14 protein-coding genes and 5 pseudogenes are annotated in these 17434 nt (G+C 44.7%); 18 read left to right on the top strand and 1 reads right to left on the bottom strand.

What is annotated here, in order from left to right:
- The first annotated feature begins 124 nt into the window (after positions 1–124).
- The 6 genes and pseudogenes from rlmKL (at position 125) to PKHYL_RS05610 (ending at position 7281) form a co-directional block, all read left to right on the top strand.
- Positions 125–2380: pseudogene (rlmKL, locus tag PKHYL_RS05635) on the top strand (bifunctional 23S rRNA (guanine(2069)-N(7))-methyltransferase RlmK/23S rRNA (guanine(2445)-N(2))-methyltransferase RlmL).
- Positions 2381–2638: 258 nt separating this feature from the next.
- Positions 2639–3214 (top strand): TerD family protein, encoded by a 576-nt coding sequence (locus PKHYL_RS05630; protein ID WP_058024753.1) that lies wholly within the window; start codon positions 2639–2641, stop codon positions 3212–3214.
- 222 nt (positions 3215–3436) lie between these two features.
- Positions 3437–4498 (top strand): annotated as a pseudogene (locus PKHYL_RS05625) (DUF475 domain-containing protein).
- Positions 4499–5081: 583 nt separating this feature from the next.
- Positions 5082–5656, top strand: a pseudogene (locus PKHYL_RS05620) (TerD family protein).
- Between the two features lie 208 nt (positions 5657–5864).
- A pseudogene (locus tag PKHYL_RS05615) lies at positions 5865–6616 on the top strand (TIGR00266 family protein).
- An 86-nt stretch (positions 6617–6702) separates the two neighbouring features.
- The gene (locus tag PKHYL_RS05610) at positions 6703–7281 is read left to right on the top strand and encodes a TerD family protein (protein ID WP_240366497.1); all 579 of its coding nucleotides are present in this window, start codon (positions 6703–6705) and stop codon (positions 7279–7281) included.
- Between the two features lie 277 nt (positions 7282–7558).
- Here the strand turns inward: PKHYL_RS05610 and PKHYL_RS05605 are convergent, their stop codons facing one another.
- Positions 7559–8806: a TerD family protein gene (locus PKHYL_RS05605; protein WP_071001912.1), complete on the bottom strand. Its 1248-nt coding sequence runs from the start codon at positions 8804–8806 to the stop codon at positions 7559–7561.
- A gap of 570 nt (positions 8807–9376) precedes the next feature.
- On the opposite strand from PKHYL_RS05605, the gene PKHYL_RS05600 reads away from it, so the two are divergent.
- From PKHYL_RS05600 to PKHYL_RS18010, 12 genes and pseudogenes are all read left to right on the top strand, one after another.
- The gene (locus PKHYL_RS05600; protein ID WP_332835938.1) at positions 9377–10246 is read left to right on the top strand and encodes an ATP-grasp domain-containing protein; all 870 of its coding nucleotides are present in this window, start codon (positions 9377–9379) and stop codon (positions 10244–10246) included.
- Between the two features lie 66 nt (positions 10247–10312).
- Positions 10313–11533 (top strand): S1C family serine protease, encoded by a 1221-nt coding sequence (locus PKHYL_RS05595; protein WP_240366187.1) that lies wholly within the window; start codon positions 10313–10315, stop codon positions 11531–11533.
- Between the two features lie 60 nt (positions 11534–11593).
- Positions 11594–12367, top strand: coding sequence for an NYN domain-containing protein (locus PKHYL_RS05590; protein ID WP_240366186.1), 774 nt, complete (start codon positions 11594–11596; stop codon positions 12365–12367).
- 21 nt (positions 12368–12388) lie between these two features.
- On the top strand, positions 12389–12682 hold the full coding sequence (locus PKHYL_RS05585; protein ID WP_240366185.1) for an OST-HTH/LOTUS domain-containing protein: 294 nt from the start codon (positions 12389–12391) through the stop codon (positions 12680–12682).
- A 48-nt stretch (positions 12683–12730) separates the two neighbouring features.
- A pseudogene (locus PKHYL_RS05580) lies at positions 12731–14048 on the top strand (phosphoribosyltransferase domain-containing protein).
- A 42-nt stretch (positions 14049–14090) separates the two neighbouring features.
- Positions 14091–14297 (top strand): hypothetical protein, encoded by a 207-nt coding sequence (locus tag PKHYL_RS18035; protein WP_332835937.1) that lies wholly within the window; start codon positions 14091–14093, stop codon positions 14295–14297.
- Positions 14298–14391: 94 nt separating this feature from the next.
- On the top strand, positions 14392–14676 hold the full coding sequence (locus PKHYL_RS18030; protein ID WP_332835936.1) for a hypothetical protein: 285 nt from the start codon (positions 14392–14394) through the stop codon (positions 14674–14676).
- Positions 14677–14702: 26 nt separating this feature from the next.
- Positions 14703–14933 (top strand): hypothetical protein, encoded by a 231-nt coding sequence (locus PKHYL_RS18025; RefSeq protein WP_332835935.1) that lies wholly within the window; start codon positions 14703–14705, stop codon positions 14931–14933.
- Positions 14934–15010: 77 nt separating this feature from the next.
- Positions 15011–16192 (top strand): cysteine protease StiP domain-containing protein, encoded by a 1182-nt coding sequence (locus PKHYL_RS05565; RefSeq protein WP_240366182.1) that lies wholly within the window; start codon positions 15011–15013, stop codon positions 16190–16192.
- Positions 16193–16261: 69 nt separating this feature from the next.
- Positions 16262–16531 (top strand): HpcH/HpaI aldolase/citrate lyase family protein, encoded by a 270-nt coding sequence (locus PKHYL_RS18020; protein WP_332835934.1) that lies wholly within the window; start codon positions 16262–16264, stop codon positions 16529–16531.
- Entirely contained in the window at positions 16506–17039 is a 534-nt protein-coding gene (locus PKHYL_RS18015; RefSeq protein ID WP_332835933.1) for an HpcH/HpaI aldolase/citrate lyase family protein, read from the top strand. Before PKHYL_RS18020 ends, PKHYL_RS18015 begins: the two co-directional genes overlap by 26 nt.
- A gap of 26 nt (positions 17040–17065) precedes the next feature.
- Positions 17066–17344, top strand: coding sequence for an HpcH/HpaI aldolase/citrate lyase family protein (locus tag PKHYL_RS18010; protein ID WP_332835932.1), 279 nt, complete (start codon positions 17066–17068; stop codon positions 17342–17344).
- Positions 17345–17434 lie beyond the last annotated feature (90 nt).

Below are 17434 nucleotides of genomic sequence, written 5' to 3'. Positions count from 1 at the left end.
CATCCTACCGTGAATTATGGTAAAATTACTGGTTAAAACATCTATTTTATTATTTGCCTCTTTTGTCAATTTAGCCCACAGGTACCCGTATGACCGAACAAACCGCAGCTGCACCTCTTCCACATTGTCGCTTGATCTTATCATTACTTGTGCCGATGGGCTTGAGGCACCGCTGCAGACTGAGCTGACAAGTTTCGGTATTGATAGCGAAATCAAGAGTACTGGTCGTCTTGCCGTCACGGGTGATTTACGCGACTTGTATACCATCTGCCTTTGGTCACGTGTGGCTTCGCGGGTATTGATGCTCATCAAACGCAAAAACATCAATGCAGAATACGATATTGCAGAGCAGCTATATGGTTTGGCAAAATCCGTCAATTGGACTGAGCAGTTTAGCTTAGAGCAAACCTTTGCCATCCGTCTGTCTGTCGATAAGCGCGTTGCCGTCAGCCAGCAGTTTGCCATGTTACGGGTCAAAGACGCCATTGCGGACACCTTCAACGAAGTGTACGACAGCCGTCCGAATGTCGATAGCAAAAACCCAGATTTTTCTATCTTTGCGACCGTCAATGACAAACAGGCCGAGCTGTATTTAGATTTATCAGGGACCAGTTTGCATCGCCGTGGTTATCGCGTGGCTATGACAGAAGCCCCATTAAAAGAAAACTTGGCAGCTGCCCTACTCTATAGCGCTGGTTGGCACAAGAAAAACGAAGCAGGCGATGCACCTTACTATAATGCGTTAATAGACCCAATGTGTGGCTCTGGTACCTTCCTTATCGAAGCTCTACTCATGCACTGTGATTATGCTGTAGGTATCGACAAAGCGGCCAATCAATTTGGCTTCTATGAGTGGCAGCATCATGACGAGACGCTATGGCAGGAGATGATTGAGGATGCACAGACACGTTTTCGCGAAGCATTAGAGATTGCCAATGAGCAACCAGATACGCTGCCGCTTGTGTTGGGTTTTGATGCTGATAATGGCGCGATTATCGCAACCGAAAAAACCCTCATCGCGGCAGGACTTCAAGATTTGCTTCCGCTACTAGACATCGAACAGCGTGCGCTTGATCAACTTGGTAGCGCCCTAAAACCGCTCGTGGATGACGGTCGCTTGAGTAATCCTTTAATCATTACCAACCCGCCTTATGGTGAGCGTTTGGGTGATGAAGAAATGATTAAGCCACTGTATCAAACCATTGGCCTGATTATACAAGACAGCTTCGCTGGCAGCGGTATCGATCCAATGCTTGGCATATTGGCCGCTCGTGTCGAGCAAGTAGATATCCTACCGATTAAAGAACCAAAAACGTTACGCTGTCATAATGGCGCGATCACCGTCTATTTCCGCTACGGAACGCTTATCGCTGGACAGACAGGCAATCTTGTCAGCCGTTTTGAAAAGCGTGAGATCGACGTAGAAGACGGACAAGACTTTATTAATCGTCTACAAAAAAATCTAAGCAAACTCAAAAAACTGGCCAAAAAGACAATGTCAGTAACATTCGTGTCTACGATGCCGACTTGCCTGACTTTAAGGTTGCTATCGATTTATACGGCGATTATGCCCACGTGCAAGAGTATGCACCGCCTAAGACTATTCCACCTGAAACAGCCAAAAACGCTTTAATCTCGCACTGATGGGTATCCGTGAAGTGTTTGATATTAACCGTGAGCAAATCTTTATCAAAACGCGTGCCCGTCAGTCTGGCAATGATCAGTATAGTAAACAGAGCACCACAGAAAAACGCGGCAAGTTTCATGTCGCCCGCGAAGATGGGGCGTATTTTTATGTCAACTTTACCGACTATCTCGATACGGGGCTTTTCATTGATCACCGTAATATGCGCGCACGGATCAAAAGCAACAGCCACGGCAAATCTGTACTTAACCTGTTTGCTTATACTTGTACCGCCAGTGTGCATGCAGCGCTTGCTGGTGCCAAAAAAGTCACGAGCGTTGATTTGTCACAGAACTACCTAGATTGGGGCAAACAAAACTTTGCCTTGAACGGTCTAGACGTCAGCCGCAATAAATATCAGTTCGTTGCTGCCGATATTTTTGAGTGGATCAAGGACAATACCGAGCAGTTTGATATTATCTTTATTGATCCACCGACGTTCTCAAACTCGAAGAAGTTCCAAGGCACCTTTGATGTGCAGCGTGATCATGCAGCTCTGATCAATCGGGCCATGAACCGCTTAACCTCTGATGGCGTCTTGTATTTTTCTAATAACTTCACTCGCTTTGAGCTAGATGAGCAGTTAGTCGAGCGCTACGATATTATTCATATCACCCAAAAGACGATCGGCTTTGATTTTAATATCAAAAACCTATTCATCAAAGCTTTGAGATTCGTCATCGTCAGAGTCTATAGATAAGCATTTATGAGTGAGCAATGCTGCTATACTGGCAAATGCCATGAACAAGGTAGCTATAATGAGTAACGTAACTGCCTGAAACTTAAGTTTTTTGCCCAATGTATATAAAATATAACCATGACCCAATCGGCTTTGATTGGGTCATTTTTGTTGTTATGATAGAGCATTACTAGGCGATGGATTTGCGCAGTGATAGCGTAAGCATCGCCTTTTATGTCATTAAATCTCTAACGTCTAATAATAAGGATAACACTATGGCTCTATCACTTAACAAAGGCGGTAACTTATCGCTAACGAAAACTGATCCAAATTTGACCAAGCTACTAATCGGTCTAGGCTGGGATGAGCGCGCCACCTCTGGTGCTGAGTTCGATCTTGATGCCAGCGTATTTTTGCTAAATGGTGCAGGTAAAGTGCGCGGCGACCATGATTTTATCTTCTATAATCAGCTGAAATCTGATAATGGCGCGGTCGAGCACACAGGTGACAACCGTACTGGCGAAGGCGATGGTGATGATGAAGTTATCAAAGTAAACTTAACCCAAGTACCTGCTGACGTTGATAAAGTAGTCGTGACGGTGACTATCCATGACGCTGCTACTCGCAACCAAAACTTCGGTCAGGTAGCCAATGCCTTTATCCGCGTTGTTAACGAAGAAACCGGTACTGAAGTGGTACGTTTTGATCTAGCAGAAGATTACTCTGTTGAGACAGCCATGGTATTCGGTGAAGTATATCGCCATAACGGTGAATGGAAGTTCCGCGCGGTAGGTCAAGGTTATTCAGGTGGCTTACAGGCGATGTGTCATCAGTACGGCGTTGATATCTAGAGCCTTATTTTTATTGGCATTTGGGCTATCAGCCATTCCGATTATCACGTCCAAGATATCAAGCGAGCATCGTTGCAAATAGTCACAATTTTTAATGCCCCAATGACTAGTAATGCTTTACGTTTCGTTTAAAATTATGCATAAAAAGTGGTTAGCAATAACCACTTTTTTGCGGCTTGTGTCTATAATAGACCAGCTTTACGCAACCAGATAGGATGTGTCATGAGACATTTTTATTTAGATATTATCTTCACAATCATTGCCTTAGCAATAGCGGCATGGTGGGGATATTCACATGGCGGTATGGGTGGGATGATAACCACGCTATCGATTACCGCTATTTTGGCCGTCATGGAGATTTCGTTATCTTTTGATAACGCGGTGGTCAACGCTTCAGTCCTTAAGGGCTGGGACGAATTTTGGAAAAGATATTTTTAACCGTGGGTATTTTAATTGCGGTATTCGGTATGCGCTTGGTCTTCCCTATTGTCATCGTTGCGGTTACCGCTGACCTTGGTATGATGCAAGTGATCGATTTGGCCTTGAACAATCCCTCAAGAATACTCAGCCAGATTGATGGCGCACCATGCTGAAATCTCAGCCTTTGGTGGTATTTTCTTACTATTGGTTTTCTTGAACTTTATTTTTGATGACAAAGATGTCCATTGGTTTGACTGGCTTGAGAGCCGTTTGGTCAAGCTAGGCAAAGTCGATGCGATGAGCGTATTTGTTGCGCTTATCGTCTTAATGATTGCGGTATCATGGGCCAGTGCAGAGCAGTCAAGTGCTGTGCTCATTGCTGGCGTTTGGGGCATTCTAGTATACCTTGGTGTACAGGTTGTCTCTGGTATGCTAGAAGGTGATCTCGAAGAAGACTTAGAAAACGAAGGAAGTGGCGCAGCCGCAACCAGCGCTATCATGAAAGGCGGTATCATTGGTTTCTTATACTTAGAAATCCTCGATGCTTCATTCAGTTTCGATGGTGTGATTGGCGCATTTGCCATTACCAATGATGTCATTGTTATCATGCTTGGTCTTGCCATTGGTGCGATGTTCGTACGTTCGATGACTATCTTCTTGGTAGACAAAGGCACGCTTGATGAGTTTATTTATCTTGAGCATGGCGCACATTACGCCATCGGTGCCTTAGCCATCATTATGCTGTTGTCAGTGAAGTTCCATGTACCAGAAATTATTACTGGTCTTATCGGTATTGCCTTTATTGGTTTTGCATTATGGGCGTCGCTGAAACATCGTAAAGCGGAAGCAGCAAGGCTTAATTAGCACCTGTTGTTCGCATGATGCTGTATAGCTTTGAGCAGGTCGTATCATCAGATATGGCCTGCTTTTTTGCGTTATAATGGCAGGCAAACAGGCTGGTCGGTTTTTGCCGAATAAAACCTTTATCTAAATACTTTTATTAATGGATTATTCAGTACAATATTACGTTTAAATTTTATTGAGTTGTCATAGTATAGCGGGTCGTACCAACATATCTGGTACGACCCGCTTTTTGGTTATGTCTTTGCAACCTAGGGTAGGTTTCTCTTCATTCTATGGCTTAATCCAAAGGAAACAGTCATTAAATAATTTACCTTTGCATAACAATACGTTAACCACTATTGCTAAGATGATTAAAAAGTATCAAAAATGCAGGGTTATTATGTCGCTTAGTAAGCATATAGTAAGCGCACAAAATACGCCTTGCTTAGTGAGCAAACGCTTAGTATAGTAAAACGTAATGATATGCAGGACGTGGTATACAACTAGGTTCTTTACCAGTTGTCCTTTCACATCAGTCACTGCACAACCTTTAATTTATTTTTTCGACCCAATCCACTTAATTATTAATCCAAAGGGTATTTGTATGGCTATTAGCTTAACAAAAGGCGGCAACGTAAACTTATCAAAAGAAGCACCAGGTTTAACCAACATCACAGTTGGTTTAGGCTGGGATCCACGCGCAACTGACGGTCAAGAGTTTGACTTGGACGCTATTGCCTTCTTAATCAACGAAGCAGGCAAAGTCCGTAACGATCAAGATTTTATCTTTTTAATAATCTAAAGTCAGACAATGGCGCCGTTGAGCACACTGGTGATAACCGTACTGGCGAAGGCGATGGCGATGACGAAAAAATCAAAATAAATCTTGCGAGCATCCCAGCTGATGTAAACAAAGTTGCCATTTGTGCCATCATCTATGAAGGCCAAGCACGTAACCAAAACTTCGGTCAAGTTGGCGATGCTTATATCCGTGTTGTAAACGATAATGGTCAATCTGAAATCGCCCGTTACGACCTATCAGAAGATGGCAGCACTGAAACAGCTATGATCTTTGGTGAGCTATATCGCCACAGCGGCGATTGGAAATTCCGTGCCGTCGGTCAAGGTTTCAGCGGTGGTCTTGGACCATTAGCAGCGTCTTACGGCGTAAACGTGTAACGTTAAATTGACGTAAATATCTAGCGAGCCAAGCGTTGCTATCAGTTTTCTGATAGCAACGCCTATGAGCCATCAAGTGTGCCCTTTTAACGCATTTGATGGCTTTAAATTTAATAGGCTCATCAATATAAAAACGCTAAAACACATAGGTCTATCCCCCCACATTAAGAGCACCTATCAAAGATATTAGAATAAGGATTTGCACCCCATGGCCGCAACATTCAGTTTAATCGGTACTATTGAGCCTTTTTTGCATTGTAATCTCAAAAAGGTGATTCAATTTATTGTGAAGCCAATGCAATGGTAATGATGGAGTCTAACCTTGAGCTAAAAGGTAAGCTACAAGGTGGACTGATGCAATCGCTTATGCGCCGCTTTGCCAATGATGAATCGTTATTTCAACAGCAGATTGAAGCAGTCCATGGCGAAGGCGACTGTTTGCTTGCCCCCACACTAGATGGCGATATGCAAATCATCGAGGTGGGATCACAGCAATATACCTTGAGTGATGGTGCTTTTGTCGCGGCGCAAACTGGCGTTGATATCAGAGCCAATATTCAGCGTAATCTAGGCGGCGCGGTATTCGGTGATAATGGTGGCTTTATGGTCATGCAGACGCAAGGAAAAGGTCAGGTTGTGGTATCTGGTTTTGGCTCATTGTTTGAGATTGAGGTCACCCCAGACAAAGATGTCATTATTGATAATGGTCATGTGGTTTGCTGGGATTCGAACCTCGACTATAAGCTGTCTGTCTCGACCAGCAAGAAAAAAGGCATCATGAGCAATATCATCAATTCCGTCACCAGTGGCGAAGGTATGGTTCTGAACTTTTCAGGAAGCGGTAAAGTCATTATTTGCTCGCGCAATCGCGACAGCTATCAAGGTTGGCTGCAGAGTGTCTTAGGAACGAGCTCAGGCGGTCGCGGCGGCGGCGGTGGTTTTTTAGATAATATCTTATAGCGTTTTTTAGAACTATGTTTAAGCAGTTTTACTCACAATTATTATAAGGATACTCACATGGCAGTTAGTCTACAAAGGGACAGAAAATCTCCCTAAGCAAAGAAGCAGGCGGCGAGCTGACTCAAGTCAAATTAGGTCTAGGTTGGGATGTCGCTCAAAATCCACAAGACAAAAAAGGTGGCTTTTTAGGTAAATTATTCGGCGGTGGTAGCGGCGGCGATTCTATCGATTTGGATGCTTCGTGCATTATGTTTGACGCAAACAAACAAGCGGTCGATGCTATCTGGTTCAGTCAGCTTAAATCAAAAGATGGCAGTATCGTCCATACAGGCGACAACCGTACTGGCGACGGCGATGGCGATGATGAAGTCATCGACGTTGATCTCTCAAGAGTCCCAGCCAACGTGACTTCATTAGTGTTTACGGTCAATAGCTTTACCGGCCAGACGTTTGAGACGGTAGAAAACGCGTTTTGCCGTATCGTTAATGCCAATAACAACAGCGAAGTAGCTCGCTACAACTTATCGGCACAAGGTGGACATACTGCTATGGTGATGGCAAAAGTCTATCGGCATAACAATGAATGGAAAATGCACGCTATTGGCGAGACTGCGTCTGGTCGCACTTTCCATGATTTAATGCCTGCAATTACGCCGCACGCATAACTGAGTTGAGCCTTTAACTGGAGTATTACTAATCCAGTTGAATAATTTATTTCAAAAGAGCGGCCCATCTATCAATAGATGGGCCGCTCTTTTATCAATGGGCTTTTACACTATAGTCAATCCTAAATAAAACAGATACATTATATATTAAGGTGGAACTGGTCTAAATTTTCCTTGCGTGCTGTACCTACGCTGCTCGATGCTGCGAAAAATTTATCCCAGTCCCGCTGTATCGTTTTTATACTGAATTCACTATAAAAAAGTATTATTAACGCTGTTATTTACGACCACGCTTCCAGCTAAACCCCCAGTTAAAGGCCTTATCCATTTCCTGATGCCCTTTAAAATACTGATTGATACGCTCGACATTGATACTGCCTTGCTGATTGACCAAACGCGCGATGGCACACATCGGCAAGTTACTAGCCCCTTCTGTTAAACGGGTCTCAATCGGTGACTGATCGGGTACATGAATGGTCACGACGCCATCGGTTTTTTCCCAGTTTGGCGCGCCCTCATAAATAAAGGCAAAGATAAATACCTCCTCAATCTGTGACCACTGCTTACCATTGATATCAAGCCACTCACCGCCACTCACCTGCCCCGTTCTATCATCGGCTCGCAGGCATACATAAGGCGCTGATTGCAGGCTACCAAAGCGATTACCCAGTGCTTGAATCAGGGTTTTTTCGCCGTTTTTTAGATGAATCATCGCGCCAACATCTAGATCTATACCGCTTGATTGATGCTGTTTGAACAGATCACCCAATAGGCCTTCCTTGGGTGCTGACTTATTACTCTCTGGACGTTGGTTCCAGTCTAAGTTCACTGAGATTTTGCCAAAATCATCGCGCTTTTTCAGATTGATGCTGGACTGATTTTTGGTTAAAGTGATTTTGTTTAGGTTGACCGACGGGGTCGCAGGAATCGGTGGCGGAGTACTCGCTTGAGAGGTATTGTCTGCTTTTTGCGTATTAATCAGCTGAGCCTGATTTTGCGTTGTATTTTGGGGTGCTGGCGCATCATCAGCAATCTCAACGCCAAAGTGCTCCGACAACGGTTTTAGGCCGCCATTAAATCCTTGCGCGATAAAGCGAAACTTCCAGTTGCCTTGTCTGCGATAACACTCCGCCAAAATAATGGCTTTTTCATTACGCCCAGCACTGCTCAGCTGACAAGTCATCAATACCTGACTGCCTTGTAGTACCTGAATATCGACATCGCCGACTTGTGCCAGCGTTTGCTCGCTAGAGAATGCCAAAGCGATTTTTTCAATACTCGCAGGCTGCGCGGGCAAATTGATATCAAAAAATCCGTCACTGTCGTGACCACGAAAACTAACATTGCCATCATCGCTACGTTTCTGACCATAAAATATCATGTCACCATCGCCGCGTACTTTGCCATCAGTCGTCAGACGATAAGCGGCGCAATCAATGGCGTTTTGGCTTAAGATGCGGACACTAATATTATCAGTTGGTAATGGTGCATTGGCACCTGCGATCAGTTGCTGAGGTTGATTCATCATACGTCCTTTAGATTCTTTATTATGTTGTCGTTGTTGTCATTGGCATGCTCACTATCGTCATATAGTAGCATGAATATTATGAACATTTTAAACCGACCAACCGCGCTACTAGCTACAAGATCACTCTTACAAATCCTTTTGCCTATTTCATCAGGGGCATTTATAACCTGTGCCATTTGTATATAATATATGCTGCTGAATGATCAAATTTTGACTATACTGCCGCCAGTTTTCAATAACCGTATCCACTCATCCAACTCCCTACATATGATAATAACGCTGAGAGAATTATGACTAACCTTGCTAACGATAGCGTCCACTCCACATCAATAGCTGCTTGGTTAGCTGAGGGTCAATCCAGCCAGCGCGATATGTTAGAGAGCTTACAGAACTTAAAAAAGCAAATCTAGCACCCCTTTTAATATTATTGCCTCACACCGTCATAACCGACCTGAGATTTTTGAATTTGCTGATAGGGTCTATCGCGAACCATATCCAGAAAAAGCAGCCATAGAGGATGAGGCACAAGAGACAACTGAGCCTGTTATACCTCGCTGGCAATTCGTCTTGGAACACGCCAAAGAGCACAACGTCAAAGTATTATTAACGGGGCGCAATGGGGTCGATTATGAAGCGCATCGTGAGGCGTTTGATGCCGCTGGTATTCGTTTGCTTACAGGCGCAACCAGCGTAGCAGCACTAGAGTCGATCGAAGATAAGTTTGCCTTTATGCAGCAGTGTCACCAACACAATATCCCTGTCGCTGATGCTTGGCGCTTTGATAATGTGACAGAGCTGGAAGCATTACTTGCCGAACACGGTCATCAGCCCCTATGTGTCAAACCAGTTGTTGGTATTTTTGCTCAAGGATTTTGGCGCTTGGACTCAGGTAAAGAACCTGATGAACACTACGATAGTTTTGAGCATTTGTACTTTACCGAAGAGAAAAAAATCAATACCGCGCAGTTTATCAATGCGTATACCAACAGTCTAATGGTACGTGAGCGCCCTATTCCTATGCTGCTTATGCCTTATCTATCAGGGCAGGAATACTCTATCGATGTGGTCTGCGAATACGGTGAGGTCTTGGCCGCCGTCACGCGTTATAAAACCGGCAAAATCCAGCATATTGGCTATGAGCAATCCGTCATGGATGTGGTGATTCCATTGATTAAAGCCTTTGGCTGTGACGGTATCGTCAGTGTGCAGACCAAAGCTGATGATGACGGTCAGCACCGTGTGCTTGAGATCAATAGCCGCCCGTCTGGTGGTATTGGTTACACAACGCATAGCGATGTGGATTTGACACAGGTCGGATTTGGCTATTGGCTTGGCTTGACCGATAAGCCACAATTGACTGATATCATACAGCAAATAACGCCCTGTCAAGTACGCTCCATTATGGTAGGCGTAAAAATTGAAGATACTGCTGAATAAGTAAAAATAAGCAGGCAACATAAAGAACGACTGACAACCGAGTATATATCCAATAAAAGGTAGACGATGACAGCACAGACCACACTCGTGTTAGGCGCTAATGCTGTTATCGCAGACGTGCGCTGCTCGGTCGCATTTTCTAGCACTTCTCCGCTTAAGTTTGGACAGCAGCTTGGGCTACTTTGGTTGCCATTAGATGCCAATCGTCAGGCTGTTTGTAGCCCTGCTTATTTACATGAGCCCAAAGACTGGGCAACGATAGATGATGCCAATAACCCAAGCAAATGGCAGCTTAATCTACCCAAATTGTTTGAGCAACAAGGTGTGCATTTTTTACAGCTGATTGCTTATGCTTACGATGAGCCTAGCCTGAACTTGCCTGCGGTTGAGCTAAGCAATGTTTGCTTAACACTGAATGATGGCGCACTTCGCTACGACTTTACAGCGCGCGAACGCCACGTCAAAGCTGCGATTATACTAGAGATATATCAGCGGAATGGACAGTTTAAATGTCGGGCGCTTGACGAAGCTTCGACCCAAGGTTTGACGAGTCTTGAGCAGCGAGTACAAGTCAGTCTTGATGTTCGTCCACCCAACACACATGCACGTATCCAAGCAGCACAGCAACAGCAAGCCTGCCCTCACAATGAAATGCGTCCGCCTCGTCACGTGCAGGCAGGTGAGACATGGACAGGGACGGCGTTTGCCATTGATCCGCACCACTTGCTCACCTGCTATCATGTGATTGAGTCCGCTCAAATGATTGGCATACGCCAGCAAGGTCAGCCTGATCGCGAGGCACAAGTCGTGCTCAGTGATATCGGTAGCGACTCCGCTATTATCAGAGTCAGTGACCCCCTGCCCAATATACCATTGGCACAGCAATGCAGTGACATATTGGGTGAGACCATTACTACATTAGGATTTCCATTATCAGGGCTAAGCAGTCAACTACAAGTCACACAAGGCTGTATCTCAGGGCTAACGGGCTTAAACGATGATATTCGTTATCTTCAGTTTACCGCACCCATTCAGCCTGGCTCTAGTGGTAGTCCTTTACTACTACCAACCGGTGAGGTCATCGGCATGGTGACTGCCAGTCTCGTTCATGAACACGCCCAAAACATGAACTATGCGGTGAAATTTCAGTTATTATCTGCCTTAATTGCGAGCGCTGGGATCAGTTTGGAGAGTAAGGCTGATTCGTCAAGCGCCACGCTTCTGACCACGCCGCAACTGAGCAAGCAAAGTCGCAGTGCATTATGGCTGGTAGGCTGTCAGGGTTAACGACATACTACAATGATAAGATCAAAAGAAAAACGGTATTAATCAAGGACTGTTATATCAATGAAACTCAACAACATAGCCGTTCTTATCGATGCCGATAATGCTTCAGCTAATAACATTAATTATATTTTACGTAAGATAGAGAGTATCGGTAATGTTACTTGCAAAAAAGTCTATGGTGACTGGGGCAATGTACATATTCAAGGTTGGCAAGAAGCACTCTTAAAACACGCTATCGACCCAATACAACATTTCGCCTATGCTAAAGGTAAAAATACGACTGATATTGGTCTAGTTATTGAAGCTATGGACTTATTACATAGTGGTCATTATGACGGTTTTTGCTTAGTATCTAGTGATAGTGACTTCACTGCTTTGGCGTTACGCATACGAAAAAATGGTATCAAAGTCTTTGGTTTCGGTAAAAAGCAGACCGTTAAAGCATTCACACAAGCCTGTGACAGTTTTTACTACGTGGAGGATCTAGTACCTTTACCAAAAGCACTGCCCATTAGCGAGCACAAAGACACGCCTAGCTTTGATACTAAGACAAAACCATTGCTGCCTGTCGCCGAATCCAAAACATCACCCGAAAAATGGACAACCAAAGCACTTCAAAAGCAGACACATCTTATTAGCATATTAAACAAGCTGATAAAAGAAGACCCAAATTCTGCCAAAGGCTGGTCAAATTTATCTTATCTTGCCAGCCAGATTAAACAACACCATACAAATATCAAGTTAGATAGATATGGCTATGCAAAGTTTTCAGAATTAATTATAGCAATGGCGTTATATGACATCCGTACTGTGAACAAAAGTCATTTCTATTAAACTAAAAATGGTACATTGCCAATGTCCAGTGTAGCACCAAACGGCAATGTCACGTCAACATGGAATGAGAGTCGCCTAAAATGTGATACAAAATTATTAAATAGTCTGCGTGCTTCCATTATCGATCACCCGAAAGCCGACCACGAGCGCTGGGTGAATTTCGGTTTGATTGGCAACGCCATAAAAACACACCACCCAAATTTCGATCCTAAAAATTACGGTTATGCCAGACTCTCTAGCATGATTAGAAATATCGGAATATTTGAAACCAAAACGGTAAACTCTACGCTCTATGTACGTCATAAAGCTAAGTAAACACTAGCAACAAACAAAATCTGATAATACATAGGACAACAAGAAATAATGAATGATACAAATCAAGATATAACTTCTAACAAAACCTATAAACGCAGCATCACCCTACCTCGCGGCACCCTTGATCTGACCTATCAGACCAACTCAATGGCTAACAAAAATAGCCTGAAACAAAACGACAGTTATCAATTAGAAGATCTGCTTGGTTTTGCTCAGCGTATTAATCCAAAACGGGCGTTTTTGTTTGTATCCAAAGTATTGGGCCGTCATATCCCCGTGGCACCCAGCACGATGCGAGATGCGTTTACTGATTTAGCCAATTTAGTTCCTAGCGATTTGCCCAAGCCAATTTTAGTTATTGGTATGGCAGAGACAGCAGTGGGTCTATCCGCTGGCGTGCATCAAGCACTACAAACACGTTATCCAAATGCGTTATTGCTAAACTCTACGCGTCACACGCAGCATAGTGACAATAACTCCGAAGCGTTATTAACAACGTTTAATGAAGATCATAGTCATGCCAGCCAGCATTTAATTTATCAAAGTACAGATAGCGTCACGCAAGAGCAGCTACTCGCTAGCAAAACGCTGATTATGGTCGATGATGAAGCATCAACAGGCAATACTTGTGTCAATGTCGTCACGGCCTTACGTGATGCAGGGCTCACTCAGCTAGAGCAAGTACATCTAACGACTTTGGTTGATTGGTCATTGGATCAAGAAAATACAAACCAGCAGACAGATGATATTATGCCTGCGCGTATGGCAGATCGCTTAACTGGTATTGAGTTTCATCGCCATCACTTACTGTCAGGCGCATGGCAATGGACAGACGCGCCCAACCCAGAGCCTATCACCATGCCATCGGTTGATACCACTGCCGCTGGTAGTCAAGCGCTTGGATTTACAGGTAACTGGGGACGTTTTCCCACATTAAATAGCACAGATGGCTTTAATAACTATCTTTCGAGCTTTCAGGCTGCATTTGCAAGCTTCCATAATCAAGACAGCTTTGATGTCACTCAATTGCCCAAAAAAATATTGGTGTTGGGTAGCAATGAGTTTGTTTGGTTGCCGTTTTTGTTGGCGGAATGGCTTGAGACAACATCTCAAAACCCTCAAAGCTGACACAAATGCTATCGTGAAATTTAGTGCATTAACTCGCTCACCGATTGCGCTTGGCGGCGCCATTACTACGATGCTGAGCTTTCATGATAATTATGGGCTTGGCATGACCAACTTTGCTTATAATGTTGACCCTGACGAGTGGGACTTGATTGTGTTGTGTGTGGAGACAGCTGCTGATAGCGTCGATGCGATGTGGCGCGGTTTGAATAATGTGTTGGTGGTAAGTCCGACAATTTAAACCATTCTTTAACTTTCATACTAACTGTTTATGGACGACGTCATGACTATCCCATTTTTCAAGCCCAGCGCCGATATTATCAAACCCTATGCCTTAATGGATTTGGACGATACACTTTTTCAAACCCAGCGCAAGATTGATGCTTGGCAAGTCCCGACTGCAGAGCCAGAACACTTGGTTTGTGCGACGGTCAATAAGCAAAATGAGCCACTAAGCTTTATGAGTCAGCGCCAAGCGACTTTTTTTTAATTGGCTACTCAATAGCACTGAATTAATCGTAGTAACAGCACGTGACCGCAGTGAGATCAAACGCGTGAAACTGCCATTCGACAGTTGGTAAGTATTGACCCATGGCGCCATTATTTTAACGGCTGATGGGCAGTTACTAAGCGCGTGGCAGCAACATATGCATAGCAAGCTTGCACCGTTGCAAGATAAGTTAAACCAACTAAGCGAGCTGTTTGCTAGTCATAGCAAAAGTGAGCAGAGTCATTTGGTATTTACGCCGCATGTCGATAGCTTTAATAATGGGTCTGTAAATGAAGAATTAACGATTTATCTAGCGATCAAACACGCGCAAAAAGACCATCAAGCATTAGTTGAACTGGCCAAAAACTGCCCACGTTAATACGCGATTTTGAGCAAGATTTTTATGTGCATGTGAATGCCAACAATCTAGCGATATTACCGCACGCGGTACACAAGCGCCATGCTGTACAGTTTTTATTAGACAATCATTTAGACCATCAGCGTCCCAGTTTTGGTTTTGGTGATAGCTTGGCAGACTTGCCTTTTTGCAGCTGCTTGACTGGTACGGTATGCCAAGCCGCGGTCAGATGCATGAGCAGTATCAGCCTTAGCCATCTGTCTAATTATTTGGGCTAGAACATCAGCCCAGAAAATCAGCCAAAAAGCAGACACAGAACCTCTCTTTTATCATCACGAGTGCTATTATTCATACTATGACTTTACCTAACATACAGACCAACAGAGCCAATCTAAACAATTACGGCTCAGGTAGCTACCTTGCCAGTGATGTGACCGTACTGCTCGATATCGTCGATAAAGACGCTGTTGCTGATGTGCCCGTCAGTCAAAAAGAGGCACTCATTCAAAGTGGGCAACGTCACTACTCTGATATGTTGACCTTGGAGCAAGCGCCTACCGCGATGCATGAAGAGCTATACCAACAGGCACTAGCGCAAGGTGGCAAGAGAGCCGCAACTGATATCGCACGCTTAGCGCATACCCTACATCATGTCTTTTGTCATGATGTCAGTGACGAGCATCCGCTAGTCTTGATTAGCTTGGTACGGGCAGGTCTACCGATTGGTGTGCTATTGCAGCGTGCGTTATCTGACACAGATAGCAGCTATCATTTGCCAAGTATACATTATGGCATCAGTATCATTCGTGATCGCGGGCTAGATCCTGTGGCGCTGCAAATGCTGCTTGACGCTTACCCAAACAGTCCGATTGTATTTGTCGATGGCTGGACAGGTAAAGGCGCGATTTATAAGGAGCTTGCTCGTAGCTTAGAGACATTTAGCGATCCCATTCACACCAGCTTTGCCAATATTTTTCATCAAGGTGCTGATGTCATTCCACTACTGACCCTTGCCGATCCGGCGGGCGTTGCTTGGCTCGCCGCGAGCGCGGAAGATTGGTTAATTCCATCGGGTTTGTTAAATAGTACCGTATCAGGACTGATTTCACGCAGCTTATACACCGAGCCGTCATCTGGTCTACACCGCAGTGTCTTTTATGAGGATTTGATAGACGCAGATCATAGTTTGGCATTTATCGATCATGTTGATGCAGCCAGACGCTCATTGACTATGCTGCCAGAGCATTTGCCAACCTATCAGCAGCCGCGCTACCAGACGGCAGCATTAATAGATGCGCTCGCCACGGACTATGACATTACCAATCGCAACCGTATTAAGCCGACTATCGCCGAGGCGACGCGCGCGATACTACGCCGCGATCCAGAGCGTATATTGCTCGCGACCGCGGCGCATCCCGATACCGCACTACTGCGTCATTTATGTGCGCAGCGAGGCATCACTATTGAGGTATTAGGTGATAAAATACACCCTTATCAAGCCATCACCCTTATCAAGCAACGAGCCAAAGACAGTTAATGCTTTTGGCTTGAGCACCACTAGCGCGATTGAACGCTTGCCCTTTACACTCTATTTATGATGCCAACTATGTCAGATATAACAAACAACGAGTCAGCGACTTACCTTGACACTCAGTCCTATGATACCCTGTCTTATGCGCATCTGATTACTGAGCGTCATGCGATGGTCAGACCGCACACGCACCATCCCTACCAACTAGGGGCGAGCCTCTATATGCCTGCCACTCGCCAAGACATCTGGCAAGTGATTAAGCGCGACAAGCTACCAACGATCAATAGTATTATTATCTGTTTAGAAGATGCCGTCAGTCATGAGGGATGTGGAGTTGGCGCTTGAGCGTTTGCGCACGCTGCTGGGTACGTGGGCTGAGCATGTCAATAGCATCAATGATCCATCCCGAGCCGCTGCTATTCACGCACAGCACCCAACGCGTCCACTGGTTTTTATACGTCCGCGTAGCCCAATGATGCTACAGCAATTGGCTGATTATGCGCATATTGATCTCATTGATGGTTTTGTCATGCCAAAAGTCGATATGTATAGCTTATCCAATTGGCGCATGGCCTGTCAGAACCTCAATGCTGATCATCTGCTGATGCCGACGCTCGAAACGGCTGCATTATTCAATCCGCATCATAATCAAGAGCTGGCGATTGCCTTTAAAGAAGCGTTTAGTCAGCCAGTATTTGCGCTACGTATCGGGGGTAATGACTTATTTGCCGCATTGCGCCTGCGTCGTCCAAAGAATAGCATTGTCTATGATACGCCTATCGGCACCCCTTGCCTATCAGCTGCTTGGCTGCTTTGTACCGCATGGTTTTTATCTCACCGCACCTGTATTTGAGTATTTAGATCAGCCAACCCCTTTTTATGCAGGAGCTAAATCATGATGTCAGTTTGGGACTGGTCGGTAAAACGGTCATTCACCCAAGCCAAATTGCACTGGTGCAGCAAGCCTACTGTGTGCCGCTAAGTACATTGGATGAAGCACAAGCGATTCTACATAGTGAGGCCAAGGCCGTATTTAAGTACAACAATACCATGCTAGAACCTGCGACCCACCGGGCATGGGCAACCGAAATCGTCAATCGTGCAGAAGCATTTGGCACTATCGATGATGGCCACAGCCAATATAGCTCACGGATGTAATCGTCAGTATTGAGCATAATAGGGATAAAAAAAAGCCGCTATCAATGACTGGTAGCGGCTTTTCTATGAATTGTTATAACCTACTGCCAA

This window comes from Psychrobacter sp. KH172YL61 (assembly GCF_007182895.1).
GTDB classification, from domain to species: Bacteria; Pseudomonadota; Gammaproteobacteria; order Pseudomonadales; family Moraxellaceae; genus Psychrobacter; species Psychrobacter pacificensis.
The sequence above is the reverse complement of the archived record's forward strand: the minus strand, read 5'-3'. Positions and strand labels throughout refer to the sequence as shown.

Coding starts and splice junctions, on each gene's coding strand:
- PKHYL_RS18010 (WP_332835932.1), top strand. CDS start 17,066: ATGCAGGAGCTAAATCATGATGTCAGTTTGGGACTGGTCGGTAAAACG.
- PKHYL_RS05585 (WP_240366185.1), top strand. CDS start 12,389: ATGTCCAGTGTAGCACCAAACGGCAATGTCACGTCAACATGGAATGAG.
- PKHYL_RS05630 (WP_058024753.1), top strand. CDS start 2,639: ATGGCTCTATCACTTAACAAAGGCGGTAACTTATCGCTAACGAAAACT.
- PKHYL_RS18035 (WP_332835937.1), top strand. CDS start 14,091: ATGACTATCCCATTTTTCAAGCCCAGCGCCGATATTATCAAACCCTAT.
- PKHYL_RS05565 (WP_240366182.1), top strand. CDS start 15,011: ATGACTTTACCTAACATACAGACCAACAGAGCCAATCTAAACAATTAC.
- PKHYL_RS05590 (WP_240366186.1), top strand. CDS start 11,594: ATGAAACTCAACAACATAGCCGTTCTTATCGATGCCGATAATGCTTCA.
- PKHYL_RS18020 (WP_332835934.1), top strand. CDS start 16,262: ATGTCAGATATAACAAACAACGAGTCAGCGACTTACCTTGACACTCAG.
- PKHYL_RS05595 (WP_240366187.1), top strand. CDS start 10,313: ATGACAGCACAGACCACACTCGTGTTAGGCGCTAATGCTGTTATCGCA.
- PKHYL_RS05605 (WP_071001912.1), bottom strand. CDS start 8,806: ATGAATCAACCTCAGCAACTGATCGCAGGTGCCAATGCACCATTACCA.
- PKHYL_RS18015 (WP_332835933.1), top strand. CDS start 16,506: ATGAGGGATGTGGAGTTGGCGCTTGAGCGTTTGCGCACGCTGCTGGGT.